This window comes from Nocardioides massiliensis, assembly GCF_030811215.1.
GTDB lineage: Bacteria > Actinomycetota > Actinomycetes > Propionibacteriales > Nocardioidaceae > Nocardioides_A > Nocardioides_A massiliensis.
In genome coordinates this window covers 2,626,632-2,645,329 of record NZ_JAUSQM010000001.1, presented here as the reverse complement: position 1 = coordinate 2,645,329, position 18,698 = coordinate 2,626,632, and the positions used below count along the sequence as shown (strand labels likewise).

Sequence of the window (18,698 nt, the reverse complement as noted above, 5' to 3'; positions counted from 1 at the left end):
CTCGCTCAGCCGGTGACGCGGTAGGCGTCGAAGACGCCGGGGACCGTGCGCACGGCCTTGAGCACGTGGCCGAGGTGCTTGGGGTCGGCCATCTCGAAACTGAACTTGCTCTTCGCGACGCGGTCGCGGGTGGTGCTGAGCGAGGCCGACAGGATGTTGACGTGGGCGTCGGACAACACCAGCGTGATGTCGGACAGCAACCGGGCGCGGTCGAGCGCCTCGACCTGGATGTTGACCAGGAAGACCGACTGCGCACTGGGTGCCCACTCGACCTCCAGCAGGCGCTCGGGCTGGGCCTCGAGGCTGGCAGCGTTGGTGCAGTCGGAGCGGTGCACCGAGACCCCACCACCCTTGGTGACGAACCCGAGGATCGCGTCACCCGGGACCGGCGTACAGCACCGCGCGAGCTTGACCCAGACGTCGGTGGCGCCCTTGACGATGACGCCGGCGTCGGTGCTGGTCGTCGCGCGGGTCTCGCGCGGCCGGGTGATGGTGACGGCCTCGGCGAGGTCCTCCTCGGCTCCGGCCTCTCCCCCGCGCAGCTCGATGACCTTGCGTACGACGGTCTGCGCGCCGACGTTGCCCTCGCCGACCGCGGCGTAGAGCGCCGAGACGTCGGCCAGGCGCAGCTCGGCGGCGACGGTGCTGAGCGAGTCGTGGGTCAAGACGCGCTTGAGGGGCATGCCCTCCTTGCGCAGGAGCTTGGCGATCTGCTCCTTGCCCTGCTCGATCGCCTCCTCGCGCCGCTCCTTGGTGAACCAGTGGCGGATCTTGGTGCGGGCCCGCGGGGAGGCGACGAAGCCGAGCCAGTCGCGGCTGGGACCGGCGTTGGGCGCCTTGGAGGTGAAGACCTCGACGACGTCGCCGTTCTCGAGGCGCGACTCCAGCGGCACGAGCCGGCCGTTGACGCGCGCGCCGATGGTGTGGTGGCCGACCTCGGTGTGGATCGAGTAGGCGAAGTCGACCGGAGTCGACCCCGTCGGCAGCGCGATCACGTCACCGCGCGGGGTGAAGACGTAGACCTCGGCGGAGTTGATCTCGAAGCGCAGCGACTCGAGGAACTCGCCGGCGTCCTCGGTCTCGCTCTGCCAGTCCAGCAGCTGGCGCACCCACGCCATGTCACCGGCCGAGTCGGGACCGGGCAGCTGCGGGGCCGTCGTGCCGGCGCGCTGGTCGGCCTTGTATTTCCAATGGGCCGCGACGCCGTACTCCGCGCGGCGGTGCATGGCGTAGGTGCGGATCTGGAGCTCGACCGCCTTGCCCTCGAGTCCGATGACCGTCGTGTGCAGCGACTGGTACATGTTGAACTTCGGCATCGCGATGTAGTCCTTGAACCGGCCGGCGACCGGGTTCCATCGCGAGTGGAGCACGCCGAGCGCGGCGTAGCAGTCCCGGTCGTCCTCGACCAGGATGCGGATGCCCACCAGGTCGTAGATGTCGGAGAAGTCGCGGCCGCGCACGATCATCTTTTGGTAGATCGAGTAGTAGTGCTTCGGCCGGCCGGTGACGGTGGCGTTGATGCGGGCGTTCTTGAGGTCCTTCTCGACCTGGGCGATGACCTGGGCGAGGAACTGGTCGCGCGACGGCGCACGCTCGGCGACCATCCGCACGATCTCGTCGTAGATCTTGGGGTGCAGCGTCGCGAAGGCGAGGTCCTCGAGCTCCCACTTGAGGGTGTTCATGCCCAGGCGGTGAGCCAGCGGGGCGAAGATCTCCAGGGTCTCGCGCGCCTTGCGCTCCTGGGTGTCCTGCTTGAGGTAGCGCAGGGTGCGCATGTTGTGAAGCCGGTCGGCGAGCTTGATGACGAGCACGCGGATGTCGCGGCTCATCGCCACGATCATCTTGCGGATCGTCTCGGCCTGCGCCGAGTCGCCGTACTTGACCTTGTCGAGCTTGGTGACGCCGTCGACGAGCAGCGCGACCTCGTCGCCGAAGTCCTTGCGCAGCTCCTCGAGGCTGTAGGAGGTGTCCTCGACCGTGTCGTGGAGCAGCGCGGCGCACAGCGTCGCCTCGGTCATGCCGATGTCGGCGAGGATCTGGGTGACGGCGAGCGGGTGGGTGATGTAGGGGTCACCGCTCTTGCGCATCTGGGTGCCGTGGGCCTGCTCGGCGGTGACGTAGGCGCGCTCGATCAACGCCAGGTCGGCCTTGGGGTGGTTGGCCCGGATGCTGCGGAAGAGCGGCTCCAGGACCGGGTTCCCGGACTGGCTGCGGGTGCCGATGCGGGCCAGTCGTGCACGCATGCGGCGACCGGACGGCGTACCGGTGTTGACCGGGACCGGGGCCACGGTCGGGCTGGCGGCGCGCGTGTCCGACTCCGCGGGGTTGTCCGCGGTCCGCACCACTCGCTCGTCGCTCACAGGCCTCCTCGCACGCTTCGTGCTCCTAGTCTACGAGCGGCGTCCACCGCGGCGGGTCAGACGGTGAGCAGGGTGCTGAGGGGCGCGTCACCGGCGGCTGCGCGACCCTCGAGGAACGCCAGCTCCATCAGCACGCTCACGGCGTGGACCTCCGCGCCGGCGCGGTGCACCAGCTCCGTGGTCGCAGCGATCGTTCCGCCGGTGGCGAGCACGTCGTCGACCAGCAGCACCCGGTCGCCGGGGCGCAGCGCGTCGGTGTGCATCTCGAGGGTGGCGGTGCCGTACTCGAGGTCGTAGGTGACGCCGTAGGTCTCGGCGGGCAGCTTGCCGGCCTTCCGGATGGGGACGAACCCGACACCGAGGGCCAGCGCGATCGGTGCCCCGAGCAGGAAGCCACGGGCCTCCATCCCCAGCACCCGGTCGACGACGGTGACGCCGTCGGCGTCCCTGCCGGCCTCCGCCATCGCCTCCACGACGTCGTGGAAGGCCTCGCAGTCCGCGAGGACCGGGGTGATGTCCTTGAACAGCACGCCCGGCTCCGGGAAGTCGGGGACGTCGCGGATCAGGCGTTCGAGGGCGCCGCGCGCACGCGCTGCCGCCGCCTCCTTGGCGCTCACGACCGTCAGGAGTCCGGGCCGTCGATGATCGGGTTCTCCGGCGTCACGACCCGCACGATCGCCTGCCGAGCCACCTTCACGGTGGTGCCGGGCGCGACCTCGACCCAGGCAAGGTCGGGCTGGTCGGCGTCGAGCAGCGAGACGGTGCCGTAGAGACCCGAGGCGAGCATGACCTCCGAGCCGACCTCGACGGTGTTCTGCAGCTGGGCCATCTCCTGCGCGCGCCGGCGCTGCGGACGGATCAGCAGGAACCAGAACACGACGATGATCAGCAGGAACGGGAAGAGGGAGGCAAGCGCTTCCACGAGGAGACCTCTCGAAGACGACGGGCGACAGGCACACCCGTACGGGCAGCCTGCAGGAGTCTAGGCGGTCGGTCAGTCGGCCTCGGGGCCGGTGCCGGACTCCGCGGACGGCTGGTCGTCGAGGTCGAACAACGTCGCCCCGCCCTGGAACGCCGCGTCGGCGGGCACCGCCAGACCCAGGTGGGTCCAGGCCGCGGGGGTCGCCACCCGACCGCGCGGGGTGCGGGCGAGCAGGCCGGTGCGGACGAGGAACGGCTCCGCGACCTCCTCGACGGTCTCGCGCTCCTCCCCGACGGCGACGGCGAGGGTGCTGACACCCACCGGTCCCCCGCCGAAACGCCGGCACAGGGCGTCGAGCACCGCCCGGTCGAGGCGGTCGAGGCCGGACTCGTCGACCTCGTAGAGCTCCAGTGCGGCCCGGGCGATCGGGTGGGTGACCACGCCGTCGGCGCGGACCTGGGCGTAGTCGCGCACGCGGCGCAGCAGGCGGTTGGCGATGCGGGGGGTGCCGCGCGAGCGCGAGGCGATCTCGCCGGCACCCTCGTCGGTCAGCTCGACCTCGAGCAGCGCCGCGGACCGGCGGACGATGCGCTCGAGGTCGGCCGTCTCGTAGAACTCGAGGTGGCCGGTGAAGCCGAAGCGGTCGCGCAGCGGACCGGGCAGGAGGCCGGCGCGGGTGGTCGCCCCGACGAGCGTGAACGGCGGCAACTCGAGGGGGATGGCGGTCGCGCCGGGCCCCTTGCCGATGACGACGTCGACCCGGAAGTCCTCCATGGCGACGTACAACATCTCCTCGGCCGGGCGCGACATCCGGTGGATCTCGTCGACGAAGAGGACGTCGCCCTCGTGGAGGCCCGAGAGGATCGCGGCGAGGTCGCCGGCGTGGGTGATCGCGGGGCCCGACGTCAAGCGCAGGGGGCTGCCGACCTCGGCCGCGATGATCATCGCCAGCGTCGTCTTCCCGAGCCCGGGCGGGCCGGAGAGCAGCACGTGGTCGGGCGCGCGACCACGGCCGCGCGCCGCCTCGAGGACCAGAGACAGCTGCTCGCGGACCCGCTCCTGGCCGACGACCTCGTCGAGGGTCCGCGGACGCAGGGCGGCCTCGACGGCCCGGTCGTCGCCGTCGGCGTCGGCGGCCGTCAGCGATCGGCCGGCGAGGTGCTCGGCCTCCGCAGCGGCGTACGCGTCGTCGATGGGGCTGTCGTCGATATGGCTGTCGTGGTGGTCCATGTCAGGCCTTGCTCAGCGTGCGCAGGGCGGCGCGCAGGAGCGCGGCGACGTCGGGTTGGCCGCCGTCGGCGGTCTGCTGCTCGGCCTCGCCGCCGACCGCCTGGACCGCGCGGTCGGCCTCCTTGGCGGACCAGCCGAGTCCGACCAGCCCGGCGTGGACCTGGTCGGCCCAGGCCGCTGCTGCAGCGACGGCCCGAGCAGCGGGCGTCGCGGGGACAGCCGACCCCGGGGCGCCGATGCGGTCCTTGAGCTCGAGGATGATCCGCTGGGCGCCCTTCTGCCCGATGCCGGGTACGGCGGTGAGGGTCTTGGCGTCCTCGCTGGTGACCGCACGGCGCAGGGTGTCGGGACTGTGGACCGCGAGCATCGCCTGGGCGAGCTTCGGGCCGACACCGGAGGCCGTCTGGAGCGTCTCGAACATCGCCTTCTCGTCGGCGTCGGAGAAGCCGAAGAGCGTGAGCGACTCCTCGCGCACCACCATGCTCGTCGGCAAGGTGACGTCGGCGCCGAGGCTGAGCTCGGCCAGCGTGGTCGGCGTGCAGTTGAGCTCGAGACCGATGCCGCCGACCTCGACCACGGCGGAGGTCAACGTCACCTCGGCGACGCGACCGCGGACGAACGCGATCACGCGAGGGTCCCCTGCCGCCGGGTCGCACGCGCCGCGGCCAGCGCGGCATCGATGCGGCTCTGCGCCCCGCCCCGCAGGACGTGGCAGATGGCCAGGGCCAGCGCGTCGGAGGCGTCGGCGGGCTTGGGGGTGGCGTCGAGCCGGAGCAGCCGGACCACCATCGCCGCGACCTGGGCCTTGTCGGCGCGACCGCTGCCACTGACCGCTGCCTTGACCTCGCTGGGCGTGTGGAGGGCGACCGGGAGCCCGCGGCGAGCAGCCGCGACCATGGCGACGCCGCTGACCTGGGCGGTGCCCATCACGGTGCGGACGTTGTGTTGGCTGAAGACCCGCTCGACCGCGACGGCATCGGGGCGGTGGAGGTCCAGCCAGGCGTCGATCTCGGTGCCGATGGCGTGCAGCCGCTCGGCGATCGGCAGGTCGGTGGCCGACCGGGCGACGCCCACGGCGACCAGGCTCATGGCGCGACCGCCGCTGCTGTCGACCACGCCCAACCCGCACCGGGTCAGGCCGGGGTCGATCCCCAGCACGCGCATGCCGCCTCCTGCCGTCCGAACATGTGTTCGCTCAGAGCACGCTATCCGGCCACACGGACGGACCGGCCACCGACACGCCCGGTCAGTCCTCGTCGAGCTGCGCCATGACCTCGTCGGAGACGTCAAAGTTGGCGTAGACGTTCTGCACGTCGTCGAGGTCCTCGAGGGCCTCGACCAGCCGGAAGACCTTGCCCGCGCCGTCGGCGTCGAGCTCGACCTGCATCGACGGCACGAACGACGCCTCGGCGGAGTCGTAGTCGAGTCCCGCCGCCTGCAGCGCCGTACGCACCTGGACCAGGTCGGAGGCCTCGGTCACGATCTCGAAGGTCTCGCCCAGGTCGTTGACGTCCTCGGCTCCGGCCTCGAGCGTGGCCTCGAGCAGCTCGTCCTCGGTGACCTGGCGACCGTCCTGCTCCTGCGGGACGAGGATGACGCCCTTGCGACCGAAGAGGTACGCCACCGAGCCCGGGTCGGCCAGCGACCCGTTGTTGCGGGTCATCGCCGTCCGCACCTCCATCGCGGCGCGGTTCTTGTTGTCGGTGAGGCACTCGATCAGCATGGCGACGCCGTTGGGGCCGTAGCCCTCGTACATGATCGTCTGGTACTCGGCACCCCCGGCCTCGGCGCCGGAGCCGCGCTTGACCGCGCGGTCGATGTTGTCGTTGGGGACCGACGACTTCTTCGCCTTCTGGATGGCGTCGTAGAGCGTCGGGTTGCCGGTCGGGTCACCGCCGCCCATCCGGGCCGCGACCTCGACGTTCTTGATCAGCTTGGCGAAGAGCTTGCCCCGACGGGCGTCGATCACGGCCTTCTTGTGCTTCGTGGTCGCCCACTTGGAATGTCCGGCCATGCGGTGTCCTCGCTCCGTCCTGTCGACTGACCTGTGATCTGCGCTCGGCGGTCAGGCGGGTCGCGCGGAGAGGGTGTCCCCGACCGATGCTCGGACCAGGTCCACGAAGAACGAGTGGACCCGTGCGTCTCCTCCCACCTCGGGGTGGAACGCGGTGGCCACGAGCGGTCCCTGCCGGACCGCGACGATCCTACCCACGGCGGGGTCCTGCGCGAGGACCTCGACCCCCGCGCCGGCCTCCTCGACCCACGGAGCACGGATGAAGACACCCGGCACGGTGCCGACGGCATTCGCCGACCCGGCCATCTCGACCTCGCCCTCGAAGGAGGCGACCTGGCGACCAAAGGCGTTGCGGCGCACCGTGATGTCGAGCCCGCCGAAGGTCTCCTGGCCGACGGCGCCGTCGACCACGCGGTCGGCCAGCAGGACCATCCCGGCGCAGGTGCCCAGCGCCGGCATGCCCGCGCGGATGCGGTGCTGGATCGGCGCGAACAACTCGAACGTGCGCGCCAACTTCGCGATCGTCGTGGACTCCCCACCCGGCAGCACGAGCGCGTCGACCGCGGCGAGCTCAGCGGGGCGGCGCACGGCGATCGCAGTGGCACCCGCCGCGGCCAGCGCCGCGAGGTGCTCGCGGACGTCGCCCTGGAGGGCGAGGACGCCGATGGTGGGGGTCACGAGAACGGAGGTTATCGGCTGAAGACCCTCAGCTGCATGAAGTCATCAGTCCCAGCCCAACCACGCTCGTGGCACGACCGGTGTCGGTGACCCCCGGGCTGCTCACCCATGTCTGTGCCGACGCCAAGTACGACCGGACGCGCACGGTCACCCCGACGTTGATCCCGATCAGGCTCTCCAAGAGGGCTGGAGCGTAGTTGGTGGTCTGCAGAGTCCCCGGTGCGCCGTTGTTCGCGATACGGCGCGTTTCACGCACCACTCCAGCGGGCTGCTCGAGAGTGACCAGGAAGTCGTAACGAGCGTCGGGGTTGGTCCACGCGAAAACGAGCGGCGAAAGCAGACCCGACGAGACGCATTCCACCGAGTTCGGCGACCGGACGCTGTCGGCGTGAATCACGCCCGTGGTCACCACTGCCGTATCGGTGTAGGCGGCTGTCGTCGTCGAGACAGAGCCCAACGTCACTGCAAGCACACCAACGAGCCCACCGAGGAGGTGCTGGGTGGCACGCCGCCGCTTCGCAACTCTCACGGCGTCACCTGGACGGCATCGAAAGTCAAGGCGACGGCGCCGGAAGCGCCCTGGTTCGCGTTACCCGCGGTGTCGTCCATGGCGATCAGGACGCACACGACCTCGCTCTGACCAGCGGTCAGCAACTGCGGACCAGCGGTCAGCAGACTGCTGCCGGCGGTCACCGCAACCACCGAACCCATTGCTGGGTGCGTGCAGGAGTCGACGCGCGGGTAGCTCGCATCATCGACGGGTGCACCCCGGTGCAGCGTGACCAACAAGGGATCCCCCGAGTACCCCCATGCCGGGGTGGCGGCCCTCGTGGCGGTCGCGGTCCACTTCAGGTCCGGAGTGCCGACATTGGAGATTGTTAGGGCAAACGCCTGCGCCTCTCCCGGAGTCAAGTCGTTCGTGGCGATCGCGGCGACAGTGACGCTCGTGCCCGTCCCGACGGCCTCTCCGTTGACTCGCAGATCCATCGACCCGGCCCGGATGGGTCCACTCCTGACGGTCGCGGTGTCGGTCCAGTAGGCCCAGGCCCCGGCGACCCCGGTGCCGGCGAGGACACCGAGGATCACCAGCACTGCTCGCCACGGCGGCCGCCGCGAGGCAACGTGACGGCCGCGCGTCACGGGACGCCGACCGGTTCGTCACGCTCGGCGCGATGCCGGCCCCGTGCATCACCGTGGTCGCCCTGAGGCGTGCGTCGCCGGCGATCCCGGTAGGCCGAGCTGAAGAGCGAGACTCCGTAGATCGCGAGCAGACCAGCGAGTAGCCAGATGCCCCACCGTCGTTCACGCAGGTCGAGCAGTGTGCCTGCGCGACCCAGGTGAGGGACCGCGTACCAGACCTCGCCACGGACTTGGACCGGACGGACCCATTCGGCGTCCGGGACCGGGTTCGCGTCGCCGCGGGTCTGGTAGCGGATCTCACCTTCGCGGATGCCCACAGCGACGACACGATGCGTGACGACCGCCTCCCGCCCGGACTCCGGCTGATAGGTGATGACACTGCCGATGGTGATCGCGTCTGGCTCCACCGCGCGCACGACCACCAGCGCACCAGTGGGGTACGCCGGAGACATCGACCCGCTGAGTACGGCGTACGGCGTCGCCCCCGCGACGCGAGGGACGACGACGGCCACCGCCAAGACAGCAAGCAGTCCCAGCAGCACTGCCCAGGTGCCCGCTCGGAGCACCACGCGCACCACCCTCATCGTCGGTCCCGAGCCAGACGCATTAGGGCATGTCTGACAAATGTCGGGTCCAGGCGATCACGGCGTTGAGGACAGCGGCTGCGCGGTAGGTGATGGCGAGCTTGTCGTAGCGGGTGGCGAGTCCGCGCCACTGCTTGAGGTGGCAGAAGCGGCGCTCGACGACGTTGCGTCCCTTGTAGATCTCGGCGTCGAAAGCCGGCGGTCGTCCGCCGCGCGATCCTCGCCGTCGGCGGTGTCCTTGTTGGTCGGAAGGCTCAGGGATGGCTGCGCGGATGCCGCGCTGGCGCAGATGAGTGCGGATCGCGCGTGAGGAGTAGGCCTTGTCCGCGCGCACGAGGTCGGGTCTGGTTCGTGCTCGCCCGACCGGCTGCGCGACGCGCAGGTGCGCCATCAACGGCCCGAACATCGGCGAATCGCCCGCCTGCCCGGGACTGAGCAGCACCACCATCGGTAGGCCGTGGCCCTCGACCAGGGAGTGGATCTTGGTCGACAACCCGCCGCGGGAACGCCCGATCGCGTGGTCAGGCGGCTCCGCGAGCCGGTCGGGTGGATTCGTGTAACTCGATCCAGCCCCCTGTGAGGCGCGTGGTGTTCGTCGCGTGCTGGTGAGCACGCGCGATCGTGGAGTCCACCGACAGCGACCAATCGACCAGCCCGGCAGCATCGGCCGCAGCGGTCAACCGGTCCAGCACGGTGTCCCACGTGCCGTCCTCGGCCATCCGTCGATGCCAGGTCCACAACGTCTGCCATGGCCCGTACACCTCGGGCGAATCGCGCCAGGCGATCCCGGTTCGGTAGCGGTAGATGATGCCCTCCACGACCTGGCGCGCATCAGCAAACGGGCGGCCCTGGCGCCCCGTCGGCTTCGGAAGCAGGTCCTCGATCAACGACCACTGGGCATCGGAGAGCATCTGGAAACGCGACACGACCCGAACGTTCCCAGACCTACCGCCCAATCTTTGTCAGACACGCCCTAGTCGTCCTGGTGATCCTGCGCGACGGCGACCACGATGTCCCCGAGCGTGGTGGTGAGACCGCCGTTGAGGTCGTTGTCCTCCGTGCCGTGGGGCCACGTCACCGTGACCACGACCGGGATCAGGTTTGTCCCTCCGGTCACGGTCACGTCTTCGGCTCCCGTCGCTGTACCGCGGACGGTGGCCGCCACGGTCACCTCTTCCCACGCCCCGGCGAGAGCACCCGACGGCACGACCGCTTCGATGTCGACCTGGGTCAAGTGGGTGCCGGCGACGTCGATGGCCACGTCACAGGTCATGGTGAGGGTGTCACCTGGGATCAGCCTGTCGGTTGCGGGGTCGAAGGCATCGCCTTCGAGCGTCCATACCGCAGCCCCGGCGTCGCAGTCGCTCGCGTCGACCGCCAACTTGCCCGAGGTGAGACTCGCTCCGCCGAGCGTCGCCTCGTCAGTCCAGAAGGCCAGCGTGCCGGCACCTCCGACCAGCAGCGCTCCCGCCGCACCGAGCGCCAGCGTCGCCTTGACTTCCTTGCGCATATCGACCTCCGTCCGCGGCACGGGTGCGCCACTTCCCCGAGATCGGCAGCGTGAGGCTCATCACAACCGAACCCGTTGCAAGACTTGCTCAAGTCGACGCGACGCCCAGGCGGAGGAGTCCTGGATCCACGGCGGCGGACGCCTCACGACTGGAAGCGGGACTCGGTCTGGTTGCGGGAGCGATCGGCGACGGTGACCCGCAGGTCGTAGGAGAACGGGTTGAGCCACGACGCCAGCTCCCAGATCAGTCGCTACTCGACGGCCGCGGGGGCGCTGCGCAACGTGAGCACGACGATCTCCGGTGGGGAGCCCACGCGGACCGGCGGCCCGGACGTCCCGAAGCCCCGCGAGGTCACGACCGTCACGCCGTTCACCTCGTCGACCCCGGCCAACGTGGGCTGCTGCAGCGGCACGAGCCAGCCGAACGGCCAGATCTGACCGCCGTGGGTGTGGCCGGAGAGCTGGAGGTCGACCCGGTCACCACCCGGTACCTGCAGCGGCTGGTGCGCCACGAAGATCACGAAGTCCTCGGCCTCGACCCCCGCCAGTGCCGCGTCCGCGTCGGGCGCCAGTGCACCGGTCCCGGTCGCGTCGTGCACCCCGGCCACGACGAGCTTGTCTCCCCCGCGCTCGATGCGCACCGCGTCATTGCGCAGCACGGTCAACCCGACTTCCTCGAACCGATCGAGGTACGCCGCTCCGTCACCACTCTCGACCTCGTGGTTGCCCGACACCGCGAAGGCGCCCAGCGGTGCGTCGAGATCGGCGATCGGCGCGAGCAGCGGCCCGGTGTGGACCTCCCAACCGTCGACGAGATCACCGGCCAGCACCACCAGCTCAGGGTCCTGCGCCGCGACGAGGTCCGCCATCCGCCGGGTCCACCCCTGTCCGTGGACGGCGCCCACGTGCAGATCGGTGACCAGCACGACGCGCGTCCCGTCCCAACCCGCCGGCAGACCGGCGATCTCGACGTCGTACGCCACGACCCCTGGACGCGCGGCCACCACGGCGCCGTACGCCGTCACGGCGACCGTCGCGACCACCACCGCGACCGTGCTGACCCGCAGCCACCGGCGGCGCGCCGCGAGCCGTCCCGACAGCCGCAGCACCCGCGCAGGTACGGCGACGAGAGCGCAGCCCAGGGTGAGGTACCACGCCACCGCGAGCCAGGTGAGGCCCACGACGATGACCGGGCGCCACGGCTCCGGGTCGAGGAACCGGTAGGCGACGTTGGCGACGCCGAACAACACCAGCCCACCGGCCACGACGACCAGGGAGACGATGCGGACCCATCGGGGTGCACCGGCATGGACGGTCAACCTCCGGTGCAGCCACCGCGCCCACGCGACGATCGTGGCCAACAGGAGCAGGAGGGCGAGGACGCCGAGGGCGGTCCTCAGCAGCTCACCAGCCGCACGCAACGTGTCATGTCGGGTGAGCGTAGACCGACCCCCCGCACGTGTAGACCGAGCGATCTACAGGCGGGTACCGTGGGTGCATGGCCGACACCACGACGATCCGGGTCAGCCGCGCCGCGCGCGACTCACTCAACGAGCTGGCAGCCAAGCGCGGCGAAACCCTCACCGACACGGTCTCGCGTGCCGTGCGGTTGCTGCAGCAAGAGGCCATGGGGGTCGACCTGGCCGTCGCGCTGCGCGAGGACGAGACCGCTTGGCTCGATGCTGACGCCGGGTGACGTGGTCGCGCTCGACCTCGGTTCGCCAGCGGGGTCCGAGGCAGGGTTGCGTCGGCCCGCGGTCGTCATCACCGCCGAGCAGGTTCTGCGCGGCGGACCGAACGTCGTCCAGGTCGTTCCCCTCACGCGCACGATCCGCGACAGCGGCTCCGAGATCGTCGTCGAACCCGATGAGCACAACGGGCTCGCGGCCGTGTCCGCCGCCCAGTGCCAGCACATCCGATCCATCGCCACGGCCCGCGTGCGTGCACGGATCGGCAACGTCGGACCGGTCGTGCTTCAACAGATCCGCGTCACGGTGACGATCATCATCGACGGCTGAGGCCGCAGCCCGCCGGGCGGCACGAAGGTGACATCGCGCTGCAGGATCTCCTGCTACCAGCCGCGCTCGGAGAGCCGATGCGGCTGCGGCAGCTCCTCGACGTTGATGCCGACCATCGCCTCGCCCAGCCCGCGCGAGACCTTGGCGACCACGTCGGGGTCGTCGTAGAAGGTGGTCGCCTTCACGATCGCCTCCGCACGCTGCGCGGGGTTGCCGGACTTGAAGATCCCCGAGCCGACGAAGACCCCTTCCGCGCCCAACTGCATCATCATCGCCGCGTCGGCCGGCGTCGCGATCCCGCCGGCGGTGAACAGCACCACCGGCAGCTTGCCGATCTCGGCCACCTCACGCACCAGGGCGTACGGCGCCTGCAGCTCCTTCGCCGCGACGAACAGCTCGTCGCGCTCCATCGCCTGCAACCGGCGGATCTCGGCGCGGATGGTGCGCATGTGGGTCACGGCGTTGGAGACGTCGCCGGTGCCGGCCTCGCCCTTGGAGCGGATCATCGCCGCGCCCTCGGTGATGCGGCGGAGCGCCTCGCCGAGGTTGGTCGCGCCACACACGAACGGCACCGTGAAGGCCCACTTGTCGATGTGGTTGGCGTAGTCGGCCGGGGTCAGCACCTCGGACTCGTCGATGTAGTCGACGCCCAGGCTCTGCAGGACCTGCGCCTCGGCGAAGTGACCGATGCGGGCCTTGGCCATCACGGGGATCGACACGGCCTCGATGATCGAGTCGATCATGTCGGGGTCGCTCATCCGGCTCACGCCGCCCTGGGCACGGATGTCGGCCGGGACCCGCTCGAGCGCCATCACCGCGACGGCACCCGCGTCCTCGGCGATCTTGGCCTGCTCCGCGGTGACCACGTCCATGATCACGCCGCCCTTGAGCATCTCGGCCATGCCGCGCTTGACGCCTTCGGTGCCGGTGGTCGGGGTGGTGGGGGCGGTGTCGGTGCTCATGCGGGGTCCTCGGGGCTGGGTGGGTCGGGGCTGTGTGGGGCGTTGGCCTGGGGGTCGGGGGTGACGGGGTCGACAGTAGGGCCACCGGTTCCGAGGCTGGCAGCGGTCTCGACCGAGAAGACCGCCGGCGGCTGGTCGTCGAAGTCGATCGGGCGGGGCTCAGGTGCCTTCGCGGCGAGCCGGAACCACTGCGTACGACGGCGGCTGCGCAGGTCGCGGGTGGCGCGCACCTGGTCGTTGTGGAACCGACGCGCCAGCTCGACCTTGCGGCTCGCGGCCGCCAACTGGTCGAGCAGCTCGCGCGCGGGCGGGTCGGCGTACAACGTGCGCAGGGCGTCGCGGGTCTCCTCGTCCTCGGGCAGGACCAGGCGCAGCGTCTGCGACAGGTGTGACTGGGCCTCACTGTCGGGGCGTTCGAGGTCGCCGCGTGCCGCCGCGGCCGCGTCGATGAGGAGCAGGGAGCTCGCGGGGTCGAGGAGGCCGGCGGTCCCGAGCTCCAAGGCCAACGCTGCTCGGAGCTGCAGCTGGCCGACGAGCGAGCTGTGGGCCAGGTCGAGGCGGTGGTGCAGCCGGTCGAGCCGTCGCGCAGTCCAGCTCAACCACCACCCGAGGAGCAGCACCAGCACGACCAGCGCGACGACGACCGCCCACATGCTCGGGCTCATCCCTGCACCACCGTCTCGTAGACCTCGAGGATCTCGGCGGCGACGGTGGACCAGTCGTAGCGGCGTACGGCGACCTGGGACGCGGCCACCAGTGCCGCCCGCCGGTCGGGGTCACCGAGCAGCGCGATCGCCTGGTCGGCGAGGTCGTGGGCGTCGCGGTTCGCGAAGTGCGCCCCCAGCTCACCGTCCTGCAGGACCGAGCGGAAGGCGGGGATGTCGCTGGCCAGCACGCAGGCGCCGGCTGCCATCGCCTCCACGAGCACGATGCCGAAGCTCTCCCCACGCGTGTTGGGCGCGACGTAGAGATCGGCCGTCGCCAGCGCGTCGGCCTTGGCCGGGTCGTCGACCCGGCCGAGGAACTCGACCGCCGCAGCGTGCTCCCCCAACAGCTCCCGTGCCTGGTCGACGTCGCCCGCGCCGACCACCAGCAGTCGCGCACCGGGATGGGCCCGGCAGATCCGGGGCCATGCCTGGGCCAGCACGGCGAACCCCTTGCGCTCCTCGTCGAGCCGGCCGACGAACGCCAGCGTCGGGTCGCCGCGCCACTCGTCGCGACCGCACGCTGCGACGTACCTGCCGACGTCGACGCCGTTGGGGATCACCACGGGCTCGCCACCCTGATGCTGCACGAGCGTGCTGCGCGCGTGCTCGGAGACGGCGATGCGCGCGTCGATCTTCTCCATGAACGGTCGCAGCAGCGCGCTCGCGGCCGACATCGCCCGCGAGCGGACCTGCGAGGTGTGGAAGGTCGCGACCACCGGGACCTCGGCGCTGGCGACGGCGAGCAGGGACACGCTGGGCGTGCCGGGCTCGTGCACGTGCAGCACGTCGAGGTCCTGCTCACGCAACCACCGGCGCACCCGCGCGACCGCGACCGGCCCGAACGCCAGTCGCCCCACCGAGCCGTTGTAGGGGATGGGCACCGCTCCCCCGGCGGAAGTCACGAAGTCCGGCAGCGGGGTGTCGTCCTCGGCCGGCGCGAGCACGGCGACCTCGTGACCGCGCGCCATCAGCGCCTCCGCCAGGTCGAGCACGTGGATCTGGACCCCGCCGAAGGTCTCGAAGGAGTAGGGGCACACGATCCCGATCCGCACGGCTCAGCCCTGCCCGTGGTGGGTGTCTCGATCGGGGTCGTGCCGGGGGTCGCGGTCCGGGTCGAGGTCGGCGGCGAAGACCCGCTGCATCATGTGCCAGTCGACGGGGTGCTCGCCGATCGCGGCCGTGAACGCGTCCGCGACGTCCTGCATCATCCGCCTGTCGCCGCCCGGTGAGTCGTCGTGCGGCACGGGCTCATGGAACCTCACCGTCATGGTGCGCTCGGCGTAGTGCAGGGTGACCGGGATCAACGGTGCGCTCGTGCGCAGCGCCAGCCGCGCCGGGCCGCCCGGCATGCGCGCCTCCTCACCCAGCAAGGTGACCGGCACACCCTGGCGCGACAGGTCCCGATCGGCCAGCAGGCACACCAGCCCACCGTCACCCACCCACGCGGCGAGCCGGTCGAGGACGTCGGGCTCCCCCATCGCGAGCACCTCCATGCCGAGCTTGCGCCGGTAGGCGACGAACTCGTCGTAGAGCCGCGCCGGGCGCAGCCGCTCTGCCACGGTCATGAGCGGCGCCACCTCCGAGCACGCCCAGGCCCCGGCCCAGTCCCAGTTGCCCATGTGGGGCAGCGCGACGACCGCTCCCCGGCCGGCGGCGAGCGCGTCGCGGACGATGTCCTCGCGGACGGTGCGGGTACGCGCGACCAGGTCGTCGATCGGCCAGGACGGCAGGCGGAACGACTCGCACCAGTAGCGCAGGTAGGAGCGCACCGCGGCGTGCGTGACCGCGTCGAGCTCGGCCTCGGGCACCACCCGGCCGAGGTTCGCGCGCAGCCGCTGCACGCTCGGGCCATCCCCGGCGTACACCCGGTCGGCGATGGTGGCGAAGAGTCGGTACGCCGCGCGCTCCGGGAGCAGCCGCACCAGCCGCCACCCCGCGACGTACGCCGAGGCGGTGAGGTCCTCGCGCAGGCTCACGGTCGCCTCGGGAGGCTCATGCCGGCAGCGACGGGTCGGCAAGTGCCTGGCGCCGGACGATGAGCATCCGCTGGATCACCGTGATCGTGCTGGCGACCGCCAGCGCGACGAGGACGATGGGGATGAGGATCGGCAGGTCGAAGATCTCGGAGAGCCCGGTGAGCACCAGGACGGCGACGAGCCGGTCGGCGCGCTCGGCGATGCCGCCCTTCGCCTGCATCCCGAGCGACTCCGCGCGCGCTCGGGCGTAGGAGGTGACCGAACCCATCACGAGGCAGTAGAGCGCCAGGCACGCCAGCGGCATCGAGTCCCCAGGTCCGGCGAAGTAGAGCACCAACCCACCGAAGATGGCGGCGTCGCCGATCCGGTCGAGTGTGGAGTCGAGGAAGGCGCCCCACCGCGAGGACGTCCCCGACTCGCGGGCCATGTAGCCGTCGATGAGGTCGGAGAAGACGAACGCCGTGATGACCAGGACCCCGATGAGCAGGTCGCCGCGCGGGAAGAACACCAACGCTCCTGCGCTCACGCCGATCGTGCCGACCAGCGTCACCATGTCCGGGCTGACGCCCAGCCTCATCAACAGGTGCGCGATCGGCGAGAGGAGCTTGGTCCAGAAACCGCGGAAACGTTCCAACATGGTGGCAGCAGGCTAGTGCCCCCGAGCTCGTCCGGCCGCACGGCGGGGTGAAGTGGCGTACGGTCGCAGTACGGAGCCATCCAGGCGCCCGACCAAGGAGCGCCCCCATGAGTGACAAGTCCCCCCGCCAGGCCATGTCCAAGAAGGCGACGAAGTCGATCAAGGAGAAGCGGGCCGACAAGCGCGCCCAGGGCGCCGCCGACTCCGCCATCACGCCTGAGCCGTCGAAACGCAAACGTTGATAGGCACGAACCTGCTGCGACTCGCCGTCGTGGGAGGTTCGTCCATGGAGAACGAGCGCCGGCTGCCGCTGCACCCCGCCCACCTGGGGCGCATCGACGCCGACCTGCGCGCCGCCATGCTGCTCGAGGAGGGGTACGGCGAGCCGTTCGGCATCCCGGACCACGAGCTCGCGCCGCTGGTCGGCGGCGTCCTGCCCCGACCGGCACTCCTCGAGGCCGCGGACGTTGTGCTCCTGCCCAAGCCGCAGCACGAGGACTTCGAGGCCCTGCGGCCCGGTCAGGTGCTGTGGGGCTGGCCGCACTGCGTGCAGGATCCGATCGCCACGCAGATCGCCATCGACCGACGTCTGACGCTGATCGCCTTCGAGGCGATGAACCACTGGGACGCACGCGGCGGCTTTGGATTGCACGTGTTCCACAAGAACAACGAGCTCGCCGGCTACTGCTCGGTGCTCCACGCGCTCGCGCTGACCGGCACGACCGGCACCTACGGACGCCCGCTGAGCGCGGTGGTCATCGGTTTCGGCGCCACTGCGCGCGGCGCCATCACCGCGTTGAACGCGCACGGCGTTCACGACGTCCAGGTCCTCACCACCCGCCAGGTCGGTGCGGTCGGCTCACCGATCCACTCCGTGCGCATCAAGCACTTCGCGCACGAGCCCGACGCACCCTTCGGCACGATCGTGTCCACCGCCGCCGGTCCCGCGCCGGTCGCTCAGGTGCTGGCAGCGGCCGACGTCGTCGTGAACTGCACCCTGCAGGACACCGACCAACCGTTGACCTACCTGGACGAGTCCGACCTACCGGCGTTCCGCCGCGGCAGCCTCGTTATCGACGTCTCGTGCGACGAAGGGATGGGCTTCAGCTGGGCACGACCCACGTCCTTCGACGAGCCGATGTTCACCGTCGGTGACGGAATCGGCTACTACGCCGTCGACCACACGCCGTCGTACCTCTGGGCGTCGGCGACCTGGGAGCTCAGCGAGGCGCTCATGCCGTTCCTGCGCACCGTCCTCGGCGGACCGCAGGCGTGGGCGGGCGACCAGACTGTCGCACGTGCCATCGAGATCCGTGACGGGGTCGTGGTGAACCCCGCGATCTTGTCGTTCCAGCAGCGAGCCGCCGAGCACCCGCATCGGCTCAGGGGCGCGACCACGCACTCCTGAGCAGCTCCTGGGTGTCGGAGAGCAGCTGCGGGAGCGTCTTGGTGTTGCCGGTGACGGTCATGAAGTTGGCGTCACCCGACCAGCGCGGCACGACGTGCTGGTGCAGGTGTGCGGCGAGCGAGCCGCCCGCAGCCGCGCCGAGGTTGATGCCGACGTTGAACGCGTGCGGGTTGGACACCGAGCGGATCGTGCGGATCGCCTGCTTGGTGAGCTCCGCGACCTCGCGGGTCTCGTCCTCGTCGAGCTCGGTGTAGTCCGCGACGTGGCGGTAGGGCAGCACCATCAGGTGCCCCGGGTTGTAGGGGTAGAGGTTGAGCACCACGAACGCGCTGCTCCCCCGGGCCACCACGAGGTCGCCGTCCGGGTCGGTGGCTGCCGCGATCCGGCAGAACGGGCAGCCCGGCTCCTCCGTCGGCTCCGGGCTGCTGCCGGGGTCGGCCGCCAGGTCCCCGCGGACGTAGGCCATCCGGTGCGGGGTCCACAGCCGGTCCAGACCGTCGGGCTCCCCCACACCGGTCTGGGACTGCCCCTGCCGCTCGCCGCGCATCGTCG

The 18,698-nt window shown here is 70.8% G+C and carries 23 protein-coding genes and 1 pseudogene; 4 read left to right on the top strand and 20 right to left on the bottom strand.

The genetic code is table 11. The features are described 5' to 3' along the window. Positions 1-5: 5 nt before the first annotated feature. The 14 genes and pseudogenes from J2S59_RS13155 to J2S59_RS13090 all read right to left on the bottom strand — a co-directional run bounded on the left by J2S59_RS13155 (position 6) and on the right by J2S59_RS13090 (position 11,859). Positions 6-2,243, bottom strand: a complete 2,238-nt coding sequence (locus J2S59_RS13155; protein ID WP_068124819.1) for a RelA/SpoT family protein — start codon at positions 2,241-2,243, stop codon at positions 6-8. A gap of 173 nt (positions 2,244-2,416) precedes the next feature. Further along, positions 2,417-2,977 (bottom strand): adenine phosphoribosyltransferase, encoded by a 561-nt coding sequence (locus tag J2S59_RS13150; RefSeq protein ID WP_068124811.1) that lies wholly within the window; start codon positions 2,975-2,977, stop codon positions 2,417-2,419. Between the two features lie 5 nt (positions 2,978-2,982). Continuing rightward, positions 2,983-3,282, bottom strand: coding sequence for a preprotein translocase subunit YajC (yajC, locus tag J2S59_RS13145; protein ID WP_068124809.1), 300 nt, complete (start codon positions 3,280-3,282; stop codon positions 2,983-2,985). Positions 3,283-3,354: 72 nt separating this feature from the next. Then, positions 3,355-4,512, bottom strand: coding sequence for a Holliday junction branch migration DNA helicase RuvB (gene ruvB / locus J2S59_RS13140; RefSeq protein WP_181642622.1), 1,158 nt, complete (start codon positions 4,510-4,512; stop codon positions 3,355-3,357). A gap of 1 nt (position 4,513) precedes the next feature. Next, a complete protein-coding gene (gene ruvA / locus J2S59_RS13135; protein ID WP_068124806.1) occupies positions 4,514-5,140 on the bottom strand; it encodes a Holliday junction branch migration protein RuvA in 627 nt (208 codons plus the stop codon). Continuing rightward, the gene (gene ruvC, locus J2S59_RS13130) at positions 5,137-5,676 is read right to left on the bottom strand and encodes a crossover junction endodeoxyribonuclease RuvC (RefSeq protein WP_068124803.1); all 540 of its coding nucleotides are present in this window, start codon (positions 5,674-5,676) and stop codon (positions 5,137-5,139) included. Before ruvC ends, ruvA begins: the two co-directional genes overlap by 4 nt. 82 nt (positions 5,677-5,758) lie before the next feature. Next, positions 5,759-6,526, bottom strand: coding sequence for a YebC/PmpR family DNA-binding transcriptional regulator (locus tag J2S59_RS13125; protein ID WP_068124800.1), 768 nt, complete (start codon positions 6,524-6,526; stop codon positions 5,759-5,761). A 51-nt stretch (positions 6,527-6,577) separates the two neighbouring features. Next, the gene (pdxT, locus tag J2S59_RS13120) at positions 6,578-7,204 is read right to left on the bottom strand and encodes a pyridoxal 5'-phosphate synthase glutaminase subunit PdxT (RefSeq protein WP_181642621.1); all 627 of its coding nucleotides are present in this window, start codon (positions 7,202-7,204) and stop codon (positions 6,578-6,580) included. A 28-nt stretch (positions 7,205-7,232) separates the two neighbouring features. Continuing rightward, positions 7,233-7,733 carry a hypothetical protein gene (locus J2S59_RS13115; protein WP_068124796.1) on the bottom strand — a complete coding sequence of 167 codons (501 nt, stop codon included), beginning with the start codon at positions 7,731-7,733 and terminating at the stop codon, positions 7,233-7,235. Beyond that, the gene (locus tag J2S59_RS13110) at positions 7,730-8,290 is read right to left on the bottom strand and encodes a SipW-dependent-type signal peptide-containing protein (protein ID WP_181642620.1); all 561 of its coding nucleotides are present in this window, start codon (positions 8,288-8,290) and stop codon (positions 7,730-7,732) included. Before J2S59_RS13110 ends, J2S59_RS13115 begins: the two co-directional genes overlap by 4 nt. Before the next feature lie 50 nt (positions 8,291-8,340). Continuing rightward, the gene (locus J2S59_RS13105; RefSeq protein WP_246360614.1) at positions 8,341-8,913 is read right to left on the bottom strand and encodes a signal peptidase I; all 573 of its coding nucleotides are present in this window, start codon (positions 8,911-8,913) and stop codon (positions 8,341-8,343) included. A gap of 37 nt (positions 8,914-8,950) precedes the next feature. Beyond that, a pseudogene (locus J2S59_RS13100) lies at positions 8,951-9,839 on the bottom strand (IS5 family transposase). A gap of 62 nt (positions 9,840-9,901) precedes the next feature. Further along, the gene (locus J2S59_RS13095) at positions 9,902-10,438 is read right to left on the bottom strand and encodes an alternate-type signal peptide domain-containing protein (protein ID WP_068121941.1); all 537 of its coding nucleotides are present in this window, start codon (positions 10,436-10,438) and stop codon (positions 9,902-9,904) included. Between the two features lie 251 nt (positions 10,439-10,689). Further along, on the bottom strand, positions 10,690-11,859 hold the full coding sequence (locus tag J2S59_RS13090; protein WP_306825194.1) for a metallophosphoesterase: 1,170 nt from the start codon (positions 11,857-11,859) through the stop codon (positions 10,690-10,692). A gap of 77 nt (positions 11,860-11,936) precedes the next feature. On the opposite strand from J2S59_RS13090, the gene J2S59_RS13085 reads away from it, so the two are divergent. Both J2S59_RS13085 and J2S59_RS13080 read left to right on the top strand, forming a co-directional pair. Beyond that, a complete protein-coding gene (locus tag J2S59_RS13085) occupies positions 11,937-12,134 on the top strand; it encodes a hypothetical protein (protein ID WP_068117296.1) in 198 nt (65 codons plus the stop codon). Continuing rightward, positions 12,118-12,456: a type II toxin-antitoxin system PemK/MazF family toxin gene (locus J2S59_RS13080; RefSeq protein ID WP_068117293.1), complete on the top strand. Its 339-nt coding sequence runs from the start codon at positions 12,118-12,120 to the stop codon at positions 12,454-12,456. The genes J2S59_RS13085 and J2S59_RS13080 overlap by 17 nt, the downstream gene beginning before the upstream one ends. A gap of 53 nt (positions 12,457-12,509) precedes the next feature. Here the strand turns inward: J2S59_RS13080 and pdxS are convergent, their stop codons facing one another. Genes pdxS through pgsA form a run of 5 tightly spaced genes read right to left on the bottom strand, consistent with a single transcriptional unit; the run spans position 12,510 to position 16,738 of the window. Further along, complete coding sequence (gene pdxS, locus J2S59_RS13075; protein ID WP_068117289.1) at positions 12,510-13,418, bottom strand: pyridoxal 5'-phosphate synthase lyase subunit PdxS; 909 nt, start codon at positions 13,416-13,418, stop codon at positions 12,510-12,512. Continuing rightward, the gene (locus J2S59_RS13070) at positions 13,415-14,083 is read right to left on the bottom strand and encodes a hypothetical protein (protein ID WP_181641536.1); all 669 of its coding nucleotides are present in this window, start codon (positions 14,081-14,083) and stop codon (positions 13,415-13,417) included. Before J2S59_RS13070 ends, pdxS begins: the two co-directional genes overlap by 4 nt. Next, positions 14,080-15,177, bottom strand: coding sequence for a glycosyltransferase family 4 protein (locus J2S59_RS13065; protein WP_181641535.1), 1,098 nt, complete (start codon positions 15,175-15,177; stop codon positions 14,080-14,082). The genes J2S59_RS13070 and J2S59_RS13065 overlap by 4 nt, the downstream gene beginning before the upstream one ends. Positions 15,178-15,180: 3 nt before the next feature. Beyond that, positions 15,181-16,101, bottom strand: a complete 921-nt coding sequence (locus tag J2S59_RS13060) for a phosphatidylinositol mannoside acyltransferase (RefSeq protein WP_068117286.1) — start codon at positions 16,099-16,101, stop codon at positions 15,181-15,183. A gap of 16 nt (positions 16,102-16,117) precedes the next feature. Beyond that, complete coding sequence (gene pgsA, locus J2S59_RS13055; protein ID WP_068117282.1) at positions 16,118-16,738, bottom strand: phosphatidylinositol phosphate synthase; 621 nt, start codon at positions 16,736-16,738, stop codon at positions 16,118-16,120. Positions 16,739-16,845: 107 nt separating this feature from the next. Between pgsA and J2S59_RS13050 the strand changes: the two genes are divergently transcribed. Then, positions 16,846-16,980 (top strand): hypothetical protein, encoded by a 135-nt coding sequence (locus J2S59_RS13050; protein ID WP_281366690.1) that lies wholly within the window; start codon positions 16,846-16,848, stop codon positions 16,978-16,980. A gap of 44 nt (positions 16,981-17,024) precedes the next feature. Beyond that, positions 17,025-18,146, top strand: coding sequence for a N(5)-(carboxyethyl)ornithine synthase (locus J2S59_RS13045; RefSeq protein ID WP_068117279.1), 1,122 nt, complete (start codon positions 17,025-17,027; stop codon positions 18,144-18,146). On the opposite strand, the gene J2S59_RS13040 is transcribed toward J2S59_RS13045, so the two are convergent. Further along, complete coding sequence (locus J2S59_RS13040) at positions 18,121-18,693, bottom strand: HIT family protein (protein WP_068117277.1); 573 nt, start codon at positions 18,691-18,693, stop codon at positions 18,121-18,123. The two genes, J2S59_RS13045 and J2S59_RS13040, sit on opposite strands and share 26 nt — an antisense overlap. Between the last annotated feature and the right edge of the window lie 5 nt (positions 18,694-18,698).